General features: G+C 49.3%; 13 protein-coding genes and 1 pseudogene. 4 read left to right on the top strand and 10 right to left on the bottom strand.

The annotated features are described in order from the left end of the window. Positions 1-61: 61 nt before the first annotated feature. Positions 62-937, top strand: a complete 876-nt coding sequence (locus tag DXA55_RS00300) for a YitT family protein (RefSeq protein WP_117508953.1) — start codon at positions 62-64, stop codon at positions 935-937. A gap of 80 nt (positions 938-1,017) precedes the next feature. Here the strand turns inward: DXA55_RS00300 and DXA55_RS00295 are convergent, their stop codons facing one another. Beyond that, complete coding sequence (locus DXA55_RS00295; protein ID WP_117508954.1) at positions 1,018-1,605, bottom strand: 50S ribosomal protein L25; 588 nt, start codon at positions 1,603-1,605, stop codon at positions 1,018-1,020. Between the two features lie 230 nt (positions 1,606-1,835). Further along, positions 1,836-2,837 (bottom strand): DnaJ C-terminal domain-containing protein, encoded by a 1,002-nt coding sequence (locus DXA55_RS00290; protein WP_117812844.1) that lies wholly within the window; start codon positions 2,835-2,837, stop codon positions 1,836-1,838. Positions 2,838-3,053: 216 nt separating this feature from the next. Between DXA55_RS00290 and DXA55_RS00285 the strand changes: the two genes are divergently transcribed. From DXA55_RS00285 to DXA55_RS00275, 3 genes are all read left to right on the top strand, one after another. Beyond that, positions 3,054-4,256 carry an iron-containing alcohol dehydrogenase gene (locus DXA55_RS00285; RefSeq protein ID WP_117761487.1) on the top strand — a complete coding sequence of 401 codons (1,203 nt, stop codon included), beginning with the start codon at positions 3,054-3,056 and terminating at the stop codon, positions 4,254-4,256. An 85-nt stretch (positions 4,257-4,341) separates the two neighbouring features. Continuing rightward, positions 4,342-4,821: a DUF6465 family protein gene (locus DXA55_RS00280; protein WP_117812774.1), complete on the top strand. Its 480-nt coding sequence runs from the start codon at positions 4,342-4,344 to the stop codon at positions 4,819-4,821. Positions 4,822-4,950: 129 nt separating this feature from the next. After that, positions 4,951-6,336 (top strand): MATE family efflux transporter, encoded by a 1,386-nt coding sequence (locus tag DXA55_RS00275; protein ID WP_117812773.1) that lies wholly within the window; start codon positions 4,951-4,953, stop codon positions 6,334-6,336. Positions 6,337-6,418: 82 nt separating this feature from the next. Here the strand turns inward: DXA55_RS00275 and DXA55_RS00270 are convergent, their stop codons facing one another. The 8 genes and pseudogenes from DXA55_RS00270 to DXA55_RS00235 form a co-directional block, all read right to left on the bottom strand. Beyond that, positions 6,419-7,192: a histidinol-phosphatase gene (locus DXA55_RS00270; RefSeq protein WP_055217914.1), complete on the bottom strand. Its 774-nt coding sequence runs from the start codon at positions 7,190-7,192 to the stop codon at positions 6,419-6,421. A 27-nt stretch (positions 7,193-7,219) separates the two neighbouring features. Then, positions 7,220-8,077 carry a transporter substrate-binding domain-containing protein gene (locus DXA55_RS00265; RefSeq protein WP_117812772.1) on the bottom strand — a complete coding sequence of 286 codons (858 nt, stop codon included), beginning with the start codon at positions 8,075-8,077 and terminating at the stop codon, positions 7,220-7,222. A 122-nt stretch (positions 8,078-8,199) separates the two neighbouring features. Further along, on the bottom strand, positions 8,200-8,943 hold the full coding sequence (locus tag DXA55_RS00260; protein WP_117812771.1) for an amino acid ABC transporter ATP-binding protein: 744 nt from the start codon (positions 8,941-8,943) through the stop codon (positions 8,200-8,202). A 3-nt stretch (positions 8,944-8,946) separates the two neighbouring features. Further along, positions 8,947-9,453, bottom strand: coding sequence for an amino acid ABC transporter permease (locus tag DXA55_RS00255; RefSeq protein ID WP_330414995.1), 507 nt, complete (start codon positions 9,451-9,453; stop codon positions 8,947-8,949). A 373-nt stretch (positions 9,454-9,826) separates the two neighbouring features. Then, positions 9,827-11,128, bottom strand: a complete 1,302-nt coding sequence (eno, locus tag DXA55_RS00250; protein ID WP_055217920.1) for a phosphopyruvate hydratase — start codon at positions 11,126-11,128, stop codon at positions 9,827-9,829. Between the two features lie 197 nt (positions 11,129-11,325). Beyond that, positions 11,326-11,754: a Fe-S cluster assembly sulfur transfer protein SufU gene (gene sufU / locus DXA55_RS00245; RefSeq protein ID WP_055217922.1), complete on the bottom strand. Its 429-nt coding sequence runs from the start codon at positions 11,752-11,754 to the stop codon at positions 11,326-11,328. Next, positions 11,744-12,565: pseudogene (locus DXA55_RS00240) on the bottom strand (aminotransferase class V-fold PLP-dependent enzyme); the annotation flags it as partial. The gene sufU and the pseudogene DXA55_RS00240, both read right to left, overlap by 11 nt. Positions 12,566-12,693: 128 nt before the next feature. Beyond that, positions 12,694-14,016 (bottom strand): sodium-dependent transporter, encoded by a 1,323-nt coding sequence (locus DXA55_RS00235; protein ID WP_055217929.1) that lies wholly within the window; start codon positions 14,014-14,016, stop codon positions 12,694-12,696. Positions 14,017-14,086 lie beyond the last annotated feature (70 nt).

Here is a 14,086-nt window from a genome sequence, read left to right as displayed (position 1 = left end):
AAAAAAGTTTCTTCTATAATAAAATAAAGGTCGCCTCAAATTCAAATAAAGGAGCAAAAAAATGGACACAAAAGAACAGGCATCGCAGCCTGCATTACAAACGTTAAAAGAATATGCTGTCATTACCGCAGCTGTTCTGATCATGGACATTGGAATTTATGTTTTTAAATTCCCTAATAATTTTTCTTTCGGCGGTGTATCCGGTATGGCCGTTGTCATCTGCCGGTTTCTTCCGTTCACTGCCTCACAGATCAACCTTTTTATCAACCTGCTGCTTCTGCTGGTTGGTTTTGCTGTGCTGGGGCGGAACTTCGGCGTCAAGACAGCCTACGTGACCGTGCTTTCCTCGGTTCTTCTGAACATTTTTGAAAAGCTGTTTCCGATGGCACATCCGCTTACCGATGAGATCATGCTGGAGCTCTGCTTTGCCATTATTCTTCCGGCACTGGCGGCAGCACTGCTGTTTTTTGAGAATGCCTCCGGCGGCGGCACAGACATCATCGCCATGATTATTAAAAAATATTCTACAATGAATATTTCCACTGCCCTGCTGGTGACCGACCTCATCGTTGTCATCCTTGCTTTCCTGATTTTCGATACCTTAACCGGACTTTGTTCGGTTCTCGGTCTGATGGCGAAAACACTGCTGATTGACAAAACGATTGAGCGGATGAAGCTGAATAAATTTTTTACGATTATCTCCAACAATCCGCAGCCGATCTGCGATTTCATCACAAAGGATCTCAATCACAGCGCAACCCTTTACGACGCCGTCGGCGCTTACTCCGACCAGCAGCGGACAGTCATTCTCACGGTTGTGGATGTCAAGCAGGCCGTCTATCTTCAGCGGTTTATTCATGATACCGAGCCGACCGCGTTTATTGCGATCACAAAGAGCAGCGAAATTATCGGAAAAGGCTTCATGAGTTATGTCTGATCGATTCAAACCATATTTTTTACGCAAAAAATCCGAAGGTTTTTGACGCCTTCGGATTTCTTTGTATGTGCTTATTCTGTTTATTTCTCTTCTGCTGCTTCGGTATCTTCTGCCGGTGCTTCTACGTTGTGGGAAGCCATCAGACTTACGACAATGGATTCCGGATTGGTCTTTATGGTGATATCCGGGTCAGCGGCCAGGGACAGATCTTTGACGCGGATGACATCACCGATCTTCATCTCTCCGACATCGACCATTACCTGATCGACCAGGGATGCCGGGTATGCCATGTAGGCAACCTCGTTCAGATCCTCCTGCAGAACGCCTTCTGCGATCTTTTCATGGTTTACAAGGACAATCTCTGCAACGGAATGAACTTTCTCGTTGCTGACCAGTGCCTGGAACTCGATCGAATCGATCTGTCCGGCTACCGGGTTATAATCAACATTTTTGATCAGGACATCGTATGCGGTTCCGTCGACATCCAGCATAATCTGGCTGCCTTTGTGGTCTGTCTTCAGCAGTTTCTCGACATCTCTTTTTACCATCTTAACTGGAATGGATTCTTTCATCTCTCTGCCGAATACATTGCCGACAACGTATCCTTCTCTTCTGAGTCTTTTTGCTTTTACATCCAAACTTCTCTTTTCAGCTTTTAAAGTATTCATTTACCTTTTCCTCCAAAAATCTGATTCTTAGCAGGCTTCTTATCTTGTGAAGGGTGTTAAGTTTGCTTTGCCTTGTGGCTATGAATAAGTTTCTTGGAACAGGATGTTTGGGAACATGCAAGGAAGAATTGGTTTCTTGTTGATTCCTTTTCTTTGTTCTAGTTGTAATATAATACCACGAACACAATTTGTCAACCCGGATTTTCCGATTTCACAGTTTCTTCACATTTTCAGCACGCTTCCTTATATTCCATCAGTTTCTGGCGTGCTGTGCGGTTCAGACTGCGCGGTACAGCAATCTCAATCGTCGCATAATGATCACCGTGCACGTTCGCATCTTTCATCGATACCATGCCCTTGCCGCGCAGACGGAGCTTACTGCCGGACTGTGTTCCTTCCTTGATTTTGCAGACCACATCTCCGTACAGTGTCGCGACACGCGCTTCGCCGCCAAAGACTGCCGTTGTGTATGGAATCTGAATCGTCGTGTAGATGTCCATTCCGCGCCGTTCAAAACCTTTCTTTTCTTCTACATTGACCTTCAAAAGCAGATCGCCGCGGCGGCCGTTTGATCCTGTATGGCCTTTGCCGCGCAGACGGATGCTCTTTCCGTTCTCGATACCGGCCGGGATTTTAACCAGCAGCGTATTGGTCGTTCCATCCGGGTTCCGCAGGGTAATCTGTTTTTCACAGCCCGATGCCGCTTCCTCCAGGCGGATCGAAACCTCAGCGTGCAGATCGAGATCCTCTGCCGTACCGCGGCCGGAAAATGCATCCTCAAACGGATGTCTGCTGCTTCCCGAACGCGTATACCGCTCGCTTCCGAATCCACGGCTTTTGCCATGAAACATCTGATCAAAGAAATCGCCGAACATATCGTCCGCGTTTCCTTCAAAGTGAAATTCGTGATAGCCGCCGTTGTTTCCGCTTCCGCCGAACGGGTTTCCATACGCACTGCCGTACGGATTTCCACCGCCCTGCTGGCTGTACGCGCCGGCTCCCTGGTCGAACGCCGCGAATCCGAACTGATCGTACATTTTCTTCTTTTCCGGATCGCTTAAGACAGAATACGCTTCTGTCACTTCCTTAAATTTCTTTTCCGCATCCGGGTTTCCCGCATTCGTATCGGGATGATATTTTTTCGCCAGTTTCCGGTATGCACGCTTGATTTCTTTCTCGTCTGCATTCCGGCTGACGCCTAATACTTCATAATAATCTCTCTTTGTTTCCATCATCAGGCACCTCCAGTCAAGCCTTTTCCTGATTTCCCAGGTGAACAATTCCTGGCTCTCTTTATCTGTTCTATTTGTACTATAACACGCATTTTTTACACTGTCAATTCTTTTCACGGAAGATTCAAAATTCCTATACGAATTGAAAAACCTGCCGTGCACTGTTACAATAAGAGATATACGATTCTCACGATTTTTTATGGAGGTACTTGATTGATGCATTCCATTTTCTGGTTCCGCACCCGGCAGTGGGTGTTGAGCCGCGTTCTTCATCTGACAGAGCATAAGAAACAGACACTCCTTGCAGCACCGGATGCCGTTCTGCTGCTCCCCGCGTTATTCCGGAAACGCCGGATCTCCCGGATTCTCCTGGTGACTACCCCCGGCTTTGTCCGCCGCGGAACACTGACGTCTCTGCTGGATGGCTGTAAAAAAGAAAACATTTCCGTCACCATTTTCTCCGAAATCGCCCCGGATCCGCAGATTGAGAGCGTGGAACAGGGTTTCCGTCTTTATCAGCAGATTCAGGCTCAGGCTATCCTCGCCATCGGCGGCGGATCCGTTCTCGATACAGCAAAGCTGATCGGTGCCCGCGTCTGCTGTCCGAAAAAGACGGTTCCTGCGATGCGGGGCCTCCTGAAAGTCCGTCGGAAACTTCCGCCGCTGTTTGCCGTGCCGACGACAGCCGGAACCGGTTCGGAGGCAACGGCGGCAGCTGTCATCACAGACTGTATCGACGGGAAACCATACAAATACGCCGTCAATGACCTCTGTCTGATCCCGGATACGGCAGTTCTCGATCCGCGTCTTACGATCAGCCTCCCGTCCTCTATGACAGCAGATACCGGTATGGATGCCCTGACCCATGCCATGGAAGCTTTTCTGAACCTCTTCGCCTCCCGCAGCGTGCAGAATGCATCCATCGAGGCAGTCTGCGAAAATTTCCATGCCCTGCCCGAAGCCTGGCGTGACGGCTCCCGTCTTGCCGCACGGCAGGAAATGCTTCATGCATCGTATCTGGCCGGTTTCGCTTTTACCAACAACTTTGTCGGCTACGTCCATGCCATTGCCCACGCCGTCGGTGCACTGTACCACATTCCGCACGGAAGAGCCAACGCGGTTCTGCTGCCTGCTGTTCTGCGCGAATACGGTTCCTGCATTGCGCCTAAACTTGCCGTTCTCGCCGATGCGCTTTCTCTCGGCGGAGATACCGTTTCTGAAAAGGCTGAGCGGATGATTGCAGCTATCGAGGCTATGCGCGATTCGTTTGACATTCCATCCACTCTGCCGCACCTTTCGCCGAATGATTACACAGAAATAGCACGCCGTGCTTTAAAAGAAGCAAATCCCACCTACCCTGTTCCGCAGATCTGGGATTCTGAAAAAATCTTTTCTGTGCTCCGCCGTGTACAATCCTAAAGCCGCTGTTTTCTCGAATTTAAATTTGACAGAAGGCAAAAAACATGGTAATTTATTAGAGATATCGCATAGAGGAGTGAATAAAATGAATAAAAGAACCATGAAAAAAATGGCCAAAGCGAAACAGCAGGCTGCAGAAGCTGCAAAAACAGCGGAAACCGTTGTAAAGACAGCGGCACCGGCAAAAGAAGTAAAACCAACGACTGAAAAAACCTTACATACAGAAGCAGCCGAAGGAAAAGCAGAAGCTGCAAAAGAGCCGAAAAAAGCAACCAAAAAAGAAACCATAAAAAAAACAATAAAAAAGGAGACCACGGAAACCATGGCAGAAGCAACCAAAACCCCACGTAAAATGACAAAAGTATCTGATACCGTTCTTGAGATCTTCGAGACAAAAGTATCTATGAAAGACCTCGAAGCAGTCATCAAAAAAGAAGTAAAAGCAAACGGATTAAAAGGCGAGATCAAAATCTACCTGAACGCAGAGCAGAGAGCCGCTTACTACACCGTAGACGGACAGGGATCTGACGATTTCAAAGTAGATCTGACCACTCTTGCTGAATAATTTTTCTGTCAGCTGATCTATCAGAACAGACCAAAAGCGGCATGTCCGAAACAAAGTCTTCCGGATTTTGTTTCGGGCATGTTTTTTGCTGTCTGTTCCCAAACCTAAAAAACGACAAGGTATTTTTCTATGAAAACTGTAAACCATCTCGGAACCGACCCGATCGGAAAGCTGGTTCCCCGTATTGCTTTTCCGAGCATGCTGGCACAGTTCGTGAGTGTTCTGTACAGCATTGTAGACCGTATGTACATCGGCCACATTGCCTCTGTCGGTGATCTGGCGCTCGCGGGTGTCGGCGTCTGCGGTCCCATTCTCACCATGATCGGCGCGTTCTCCTCCCTCATCGGGGTCGGCGGCGCACCGCTGCTCGGCATCCGGCTCGGAGAGAAAAATGAAAAAGAGGCATCCCGCATCCTGGCTAATGCGTTTCTGATGCTTGTTTCCCTGTCCCTCGTTCTGACAGCCGCTGCGCTTTTTTTTACCCGCCCGATGCTGATGGCATTCGGAGCCAGCACCGTTACGTATCCTTACGCCAGAGCCTATTTTGTGATCTACGTTTCCGGCTCTGTGTTTGCGCTTTTATCGACCGGCCTGAACCAGTTTGTGATCTGCCAGGGCTTTGCCAGTGAGGGAATGAAATCTGTTCTGCTAGGCGCCATCCTGAATCTGCTGCTGGACCCTGTGTTTATCTTCGTTCTGCATCTCGGCGTGCGCGGCGCGGCAATTGCAACCGTGCTCTCCCAGATCGCAAGCTGTCTGTATGTGCTGCATATTCTGTTCGGAAAGACGATTCCGATCCGCATCACCTTCGGCGGGTATTCATTTGCGATCATGAAACGCATTCTGACAGTCGGTTTTACTCCGTTTCTAATCATTGCCATCGACAATGTGATGATCATTGCGATGAACGCCGTCCTGCAGCGGTATGCACCCGCCGGACATGGAGACAGCTTCATCACCTGTGCAACGATCGTTCAGAGCTTTATGCTGATTATTACGATGCCGCTCGGCGGAATCAGCGGCGGAACGCAGTCAATCCTCGCATACAATTATGGAGCTGGAAATTCCAGACGTATTCTTGAGGCACAGAAAACCATCATCGCACTCTGTGCCGGATTTACGACCTTGATGTTCCTCGTCTCCAATGCCGCCGGAACGCTGTTTGCGCAGCTTTTTACTTCCGATCCGCAGATCGTCTCGATGGTGGTCCGCGCGATCCATATTTCGACACTCTCAGTCATTCCGCTCGGCATTCAGTACGAGATTGTAGACGGCTTTACTGCAATGGGCCGCGTGCGCTATTCGTTTGCACTCTCCTTCTTCCGGAAATTCGTCTACTTTACCGCTCTGTTTCTTCTGCCGCGGTTCTTTGCACTGGAAAACATCTTCTACGTGGAACCTATTTCCGACCTGATCGGGCCGGTTGTCTCAATGATCGTTTACTGGACTTCGATTCAGAAGATTCTGAAACAGCGGGAAGAGGCGGTACGGCTGATGCACACAAAAAAAGCATAAAAAATCTCATATCAAAAAAGCTGTTCTTTTCCGCGGAGTTTTCAAAACTCTCACCAGAAAAGAACAGCTTTTTCTGCTTCTGTTAAAATGTCTTCGGCATCGGAACGGTTTCCTGTACTTTCAGACCGTATTTTGCTGCCAACTGCAGTGCCTTCTGTTCCGTCTCCGGATTCCAGACGGCTTTCGGCGTATGGGCATCACAGCCGAAAACGGCGGTGTTTCCTTCTTCGCCGGCGATCTTCCAGAACTTCTCGTTCGGATACCATCTTTCTTCCATCAGACCAAGGAAATTGATCTCCAGCGGAATGTTTCTCTTTTTCACCTCACGGCAGAGTCTCCGGTATTCCCGGTCGAACACTGCTTCGTCGCCGTTGAATAAAAAGAGATCCGGGTGTGCCAGATACAGGTATTTTCCGGTATCAATGCCTGCCAGGCACTGGTCCACATACTGTTTCAGGTAGCTTCCGTCTGTTGTTCCATGGCCGCTGTAGAGAATCTTTTCGATCTCATTTCCCAGGCTGTGCTGGCCAAGCACAAAGTACTCAAACGGATAGTCCGACAAAAAATCAATCAGCTGATCCCAGAATCTCGGGAAATACTCTGTTTCGAGTCCGAGATGGATTTCAATATCCTTGTCATACTCTTTTTTCAATGCCAGCACGGTGTCTACATAGCCTTCCACCTGATCGAGCCGCATCCGCATGCCGGAATCGTAGCCGTCCGGGAACGGATAAGGCGAATGGTCGGAAAAACCGAGAATTTTAAGGCCGCCCTCAATCGCGCGCTCCACATACTCCCGCTCCGTTCCGTCCGCATGGCGGCATCGCCATGTATGGGTATGGTAATTTGCAATCATGATCTGTAACCTTCTTTATTTTGTATCTTATTCTGCTGCTTCTTTGGAGATATCCGTTCCAAAATATTTTTCCGAAAGCTCTGTCAGTGTTCCGTCTTCTGCGAGCTCGCCAAGTGCTTTGTTGACTGCCTCAAGCAGCGTCTTGGTCTCATCGCCTTTTTTCATCGGAATACCGACTTTTGTGGATTCCGGATCGAGACATGCAATTTTGATCTCTGCATCCGGGTGTGCTTTCATATAATCGTAATACGTTACCTCTGCGTTCAGAGTTGCATCGATACGGCCGCTTAAGAGAAGCTCGAAAGTCTGCTCCAGATCGTCAACACCGGTAACGGCTGCGCCATATTTCTCGGCAACTTCTGCATACGTACTGGAAATGGTGTTCGCAGTGCTCTTTCCGTCGAGATCCTCCATGGACTGGATTTCATCGTTAGCAGAGTTTACGATAACAGCGGTGCGGTTGTATGCGTATGGATCGGAAAAGCTGTATTTCTCAGCGCGCTCCTCTGTGATATCTACGCCGTTTATCATGATATCGTACCGGCCGGAATCGATTCCTGCAAGAAGGCCGTCCCACTCACCCTCTACAAAGGTTGCTTTCACGCCGAGTTTCTCTGCGATCTGCTGTGCCACTTCTACGTCATAGCCGACCAGGTTGTCGTCCTCATCGTGATACGTCCACGGTGCCCAGGTTCCTTCCATTGCCACAACGATCTCACCCTTGCTCTGGATCTGCTCTAAAAGATCCCCAGACGCACTTGCGGAAGATGCTGATGAAGAGGAAGAAGCACTGCTGTTATCTGCCGTGCTGTTTCCGCATCCGGTCAGTAAAAAGGATGATGTCAGGATACCTGCCAGAAATACTGCTGCCATTTTCTTTTTCATAATATTCGCCACTCCTTTTTTGTTTTGTTCTGGAAGAAGCTGCCTTTGCTTCTTCTGTTTTCTTTATTGCAAACTGTCCGGATTCCGTGCTCCGGGCAGGATTTGCCGCTTTGCAGGATACCTTACTCGTAATGCTGTTCAATATTCTGCAAAAATGTTCTCGTCCGCTCTTCCCGCGGATTTGCGAAAAATTCCTTCGACGGACCTTCCTCAACGACAACGCCGTTTTCCATAAAGACAACTTTGTTCGAAACGTTTCTTGCAAAGCCCATCTCATGCGTGACAACGAGCATCGTCATTCCCTCTTTGGCAAGCTGGCGCATAACACCAAGCACCTCGCCGGTCAGCTCCGGGTCGAGTGCTGAGGTCGGCTCATCAAAATAGATAATTTCCGGATCGGTTGCCAGTGCACGGGCGATTGCCACCCTCTGCTGCTGTCCGCCGGAAAGCTGATGCGGATAGTAGTCCGCCCGGTCCAGCATGCCTACTTTTTCAAGTGCTGCCCGCGCTTTTTCCTCCGCCCTGGCTTTTGGCATTTTTCTGCCGATAATCAGGCCCTCGGTTACGTTATGAAGGGCTGTTTTGTTCAGGAACAGGTTATAGTTCTGAAATACAAATGCGGTTTTCTGACGGATCGCCGCGATATCTTTTTTGCTGATGTTGTGAAACGGATATTCTTTCCCGTCAAAGATCAGGCTGCCGCCGTCCGCATGCTCCAGAAAGTTGACACAGCGCAGCATCGTCGTTTTTCCCGAACCACTCGGACCGAGGATTGCAACAACATCGCCCTGTTTTACTTTTAAATCTACACCTTTTAATACTTCCAGGCTGCCGAACGCTTTCTTTAATCCTTTAATTTCCAGCATGGCTTATTCCCCTTTTTTCTGATATGTACTCAGTTTCTTCTCTCCGATTCCCTGCAGCTTCGTGAGCACAGTGGAGAACAGCAGGTAGATCAGTCCTACTTCAATATACAGTGCCAGCGGCTCATGGGTGCGCGCTACAATCCGCTGCGTTACCATAAACATCTCCGTTACGGTGATATTTGCGGCAAGGGAAGTATCCTTTACCATGGCGATCAGAGAGTTGGAAAGCGGCGGGAAAGCGGTGCGCATCGCCTGCGGAAGGATAATTCTCCGCATGATCTGCAGATACGACATGCCGACACAGTAGCCGGCTTCGAGCTGGCCTGCCGGAACGGCTTCCAGGGCCGCACGCATCGTCTCGGCACTGTAGGCGCCCTCATTCAGGGAAAAGACGAGAACTGCCGCCGGAAACGGATCGATCAGAATACCGGCGCGCGGAAGTCCGTAAAACACAACGAAAAGCTGGACCAGAAGCGGGGTCGCGGAAAATCCAGATATAGAAACGTGCAATCTGACGAAGGCCTTTGATGTTTGCAAACTGTACCATAGCCATTGCCGTCGCAATTACAAGTGCAATGGAAAACGAGATTACAGTAAGCGGAATCGTCACCTTAAGGCCCGGCAGAAAGATTTTCCAGAAAGAATCCAGAAGAATATTCCATAATCTTTCGCTCATTTCGATATATCCCCCTTATTTTTACATTTTCCTAGATAGGATAACACTTCAAGTCCGCTTCAAGTCAAGTGTTTTTTCATATACCCCTCCCCCGCATGCAAGAATCCCCGGGAAACACGTTTTTCAACGGCCCCGGGGACACTTATTTATGGTTGGTTTTAAGAGGAAGGATCTTGTCTTTTTTTATGGTATTATGTTATTTACTGCTTAGTCCTGTGTCACATTAAATGCTCTTGCACCAGGGTATACAGCGGCCGTTCCAAGTTCTTCTTCGATTCGGAGAAGCTGGTTGTATTTTGCAACACGCTCGGTACGGCTCGGTGCACCGGTCTTGATCTGGCAGGTGTTCAGGGCAACAGCCAGGTCTGCGATGGTGGTATCCTCGGTCTCACCGGAACGGTGGGAGGAAATTGCGGTGTAGCCTGCTTTGTGAGCCATTTTGATTGCCTCAAGGGTCTCAGATACAGAACCGATCTGGTTCAGTTTGATCAGGATGGAATTTCCGCAGCCAAGGGAGATACCTTTTGCCAGACGCTCAGTATTGGTTACAAACAGGTCGTCACCGACAAGCTGTACTTTTCCGCCAAGCTCTGCGGTCAGCTCTTTCCAGCCTTCCCAGTCTTCTTCATCCAGAGCATCCTCGATGGAGATGATCGGATATTTCTCTACCAGTGCTTTCCAGTGAGCGATCAGCTCTTTGGAAGTAAATACAGTGCCGGCTTTCGGCAGTTTGTATTCACCCTTGGTTCCTGTCTTCCACTCGGAGGAAGCAGCATCCATCGCGATCTTGAAGTCTCTGCCTGGCTCGTAGCCTGCTTTTTTCACTGCCTCAAGAATGGTCTCGATGGCTTCTTCATCGGATTTCAGAGCCGGTGCAAAACCGCCTTCATCTCCAACCGATGTTGCCAGTCCGCGCTCTTTTAAGATGGCAGCCAGTGCATGGAAGACCTCAGCGCACCATCTTAAGCACTCTTTGAAAGAAGATGCTCCAACCGGCATGATCATGAACTCCTGTACATCCAGGCCGGAAGAAAGTGCGTGGCATCCGCCGTTGATGATGTTCATCATCGGAACCGGCAGACGATTTCCGGAAACGCCGCCGAAGAAGCGGTACAGCGGAATCTCAAGTGCGTTTGCTGCTGCTCTTGCGCAGGCAATGGATACAGCCAGAATGGCATTTGCACCCAGGCGGGATTTATCCTTTGTTCCGTCCGCATCGATCATAGCTTTATCTACAGCGTAGGTATCGGATGCATCCATACCTTTTAAGGTATCGTTGATGACGGTGTTGATGTTTTCTACTGCTTTCTGCACACCTTTTCCAAGGTATCTTGCTTTATCTCCATCTCGTAATTCCAGTGCCTCAAACTCACCGGTAGATGCGCCGCTTGGTGCCATGCCGCGTCCTACAACGCCTCCTGCAAGAACAACCTCAGCTTCTACGGTTGGGTTTCCTCTGGAATCCAGAATTTCTCTTCCTTTTACTTCCTCAATTTTCAGGCTCTTCACTTTTCGTGTGCTCCTTTCTCGTTTGTTTCTGGAGTTTCCCGCCTGCGAAGTGTCCAGGATCCGCAGACGGGAGATAACAATGATTGATTCACTTTGGTTAGCCTTTACTAACTATAATTCATTATAACTAATTTTTTAAAAATTGCAAGTGGGTAAAGTGATACTTTTTCTCAGAAATGCAAAAAGTTTTTCTGTTCTTATTTTTCCTGTTTAAATGCCTCTTCCAGCGTATGCCATCCAAGCACTGCACATTTCACTCTTGCCGGCATGTGGGAGATGTCCTTCAGTGCACCAGCCTCCTCGAGTTCGTCAATCTCCTCGTCGGATGCTTCTCCTTTGATCATGCGCAGAAACAGATTTCCCAGGCGCAGTGCCTCGTCCTTCGTCTTTCCGATGATCATGCCGAGCATAATGTCCGCCGATGCCTGCGAAATCGCACAGCCGTCGCCCACGAACGCACCGTCCGTGATCACATCGCCGTCGACTTTTAATTTCAGCCAGATATCATCGCCGCAGCTTGGGTTGACGCCCTCGAGTACGATGTCCGCATCCGGCAGATCATGCTTGAATTCCGGACGCAGATTGTGCTCCGTCAAAATTTCGTTATAAAATCCTCTACTCTCCATAGCCCATTCTCCTTCTGATTGTGGATACACTTTCGATCAGTGCATCAATCTCTTCCGGTGTATTATAAAACATCATGCTGGCTCTTGTCGAACTTCGGACGCCAAGATATTCCAGAAGCGGCTGTGCACAGTGGTGGCCTGCCCGCACATCGATGCCGTCAGAAGAAAGAATTTCGCTCACATCGTGCGGATGCACGCCGTCAATCGTAAACGAAACGATGCCCGTATGGTTGGCCGGATCTTTGGAACCGAGGATATGAACGTACGGCAGCGCGCCGAGTCCTTCCATAGCACGTTGCGTCAGTTCCAGCTCTTTTTTCTGGATATAATCAAATCCTTTTTCCTGCAGATACCGGATCGCTGCGGCCAGCCCCACCGCACCGGCTGCATTTACCGTTCCCGCCTCAAATTTCTGCGGAACCGGTGCAAAAACGGCTCCGTCGCGGTGAACGGAATCGATCATCTCGCCTCCGGTTAAAAACGGCGGCATTTTTTCCAGCAGTTCCCGTTTTCCATACAGACAGCCGATTCCCATCGGGCCCATCAGCTTATGGCCGGAAAAGGCGAGAAAATCTGCATCCAGCGCCTGTACGTCGACCGGCATATGCGGAACGCTCTGGGCGCCGTCCACAACGACAACGGCTCCCACGCGGTGCGCCATCTCCGTGATTTTCTGGAGCGGATTCACGCAGCCGAGCACATTCGATACCTGCGCAACAGCCACAAGACGTGTTCTCTCATTAATGCCCTTTTGGAGCTCCTCATCGGTCAGCTCGCCCTCACTGGTACATTCCAGATAATGGATTTTCGCCTCCGATTGTAGACCTTTTTTCCGAGTATTTCAATCGGATTTATATATTTGAAAAATTTTATCAAAAAACGCACCTGCCGACGGATCTTTTTTTCCGCACGACAGGCGCGTTTTCTATCAACATTGTTTCAGCCGATTCCGCCCAGCACGATTCCGAGAATCAGAACCAGCACACAGATCGGCACGTAGATATATTTGCAGATCGGATAATACAGATCCGTGAATTTGCTGCTTCTTCCCTTGTCTACCTGGGACTGCACATACTTCTTTCCGCAGATCCAGAAGAACATGACTCCGGCAAGGCCGGCGCCGAGCGGACAGATGTAGATCGACAGAACATCCATCCACTGGGATACAATGCCCTGGATCAGAAGAGATACGACCACACCGATAACCCCGATCACACCGCAGGCTGCTACTCTTCCGAGATGAAATTTTTCCTGTACCGTTGCAATCGGTGCTTCGTACAGGTTAATCAGAGAGGTAAGGCCGGCAAAAAAGACAGCGACAAAGAAAACGATTGCGATCAGCGCGCCACCCGGCATAGACTTTATCAAATTCGGAAGGAAAATGAACAGAAGTCCAGGTCCTCCTGTATTTAACTGTGCTCCCGTAGTTGCCATCGCCGGGATAATAACCAGCGCAGCAAGCATAGCAGCGAGCGTATCAAAAAATGCTACTCTTCCGGCGGCGGCCGGAATATTTTCTCCATCTGACAAATAGGAACCATAGATCAGTGTTCCGTTTCCGGCTACAGACAGGGAAAAGAATGCCTGACCAAGTGCAAAAATCCAGGTCTTCGGATCTGCAAGTGCTTTTGGTTCCACACGGAAAATATAACGGTATCCATCCGCTGCACCGGGCTGAAAGGCAACATAGATACCAAGTGCAACAAACAGGAGAAAGAAAACAGGCATCAGCACCTTATTGACCTTCTCAATTCCCTTACCAACACCAAATGCCAGAATGACCATCGCAACCACAAGAGCTACGATCTGCCAGAAATTGTTTCCAAACGCAGATGCCATGGATTCAAACGCTCCGGCAAAATCCTCTACGCTCACAGCTGACAGTGTCTTTCCGGTAAAGGTTCCGATCATGTACCTGAAAATCCACCCCATGACAACCGTATAACCGATCGCCATTGCCAGGGAACCCAGCACCGGAATCAGACCAAGCGCCTCTCCGGCTTTTCGTTTTCCTTTCGTTTCACATGCAAAACCGAACGCATCAACCGGACCGGATCTTGTGGCACGGCCAAAACTCATCTCCCCGCTCACACCGGTAAAGCCGATCAGTGCAACGAACAGGAAATACGGAATCAGAAAAGAACCTCCTCCGTACAAGGAAACCCGGGTAGGGAACATCCAGATGTTGCCCATTCCAACTGCAGAACCGATGCAGGCCAGGATAAATCCCCACCGACTGTTAAATGACTCTCTCTTTTTCATACTGCTCTCCCTTTTTCTTACTTTTTCTGAAGATATCATGGCCAAAGTACCTTTTGACTCCAACATCTTC

It is taken from the genome of Blautia sp. OF03-13, assembly GCF_003460685.1.
In the GTDB taxonomy this organism is placed as follows: Bacteria; Bacillota; Clostridia; order Lachnospirales; family Lachnospiraceae; genus Fusicatenibacter; species Fusicatenibacter saccharivorans.
The sequence above is the reverse complement of the archived record's forward strand: the minus strand, read 5'-3'. Positions and strand labels throughout refer to the sequence as shown.

Coding starts and splice junctions, on each gene's coding strand:
- DXA55_RS00235 (WP_055217929.1), bottom strand. CDS start 14,016: ATGAAAAAGAGAGAGTCATTTAACAGTCGGTGGGGATTTATCCTGGCC.
- sufU (WP_055217922.1), bottom strand. CDS start 11,754: ATGGAGAGTAGAGGATTTTATAACGAAATTTTGACGGAGCACAATCTG.
- DXA55_RS00295 (WP_117508954.1), bottom strand. CDS start 1,605: ATGAATACTTTAAAAGCTGAAAAGAGAAGTTTGGATGTAAAAGCAAAA.
- DXA55_RS00270 (WP_055217914.1), bottom strand. CDS start 7,192: ATGATTGCAAATTACCATACCCATACATGGCGATGCCGCCATGCGGAC.
- DXA55_RS00290 (WP_117812844.1), bottom strand. CDS start 2,837: ATGGAAACAAAGAGAGATTATTATGAAGTATTAGGCGTCAGCCGGAAT.
- DXA55_RS00300 (WP_117508953.1), top strand. CDS start 62: ATGGACACAAAAGAACAGGCATCGCAGCCTGCATTACAAACGTTAAAA.
- DXA55_RS00280 (WP_117812774.1), top strand. CDS start 4,342: ATGAATAAAAGAACCATGAAAAAAATGGCCAAAGCGAAACAGCAGGCT.
- DXA55_RS00260 (WP_117812771.1), bottom strand. CDS start 8,943: ATGCTGGAAATTAAAGGATTAAAGAAAGCGTTCGGCAGCCTGGAAGTA.
- DXA55_RS00285 (WP_117761487.1), top strand. CDS start 3,054: ATGCATTCCATTTTCTGGTTCCGCACCCGGCAGTGGGTGTTGAGCCGC.
- DXA55_RS00265 (WP_117812772.1), bottom strand. CDS start 8,077: ATGAAAAAGAAAATGGCAGCAGTATTTCTGGCAGGTATCCTGACATCA.
- DXA55_RS00275 (WP_117812773.1), top strand. CDS start 4,951: ATGAAAACTGTAAACCATCTCGGAACCGACCCGATCGGAAAGCTGGTT.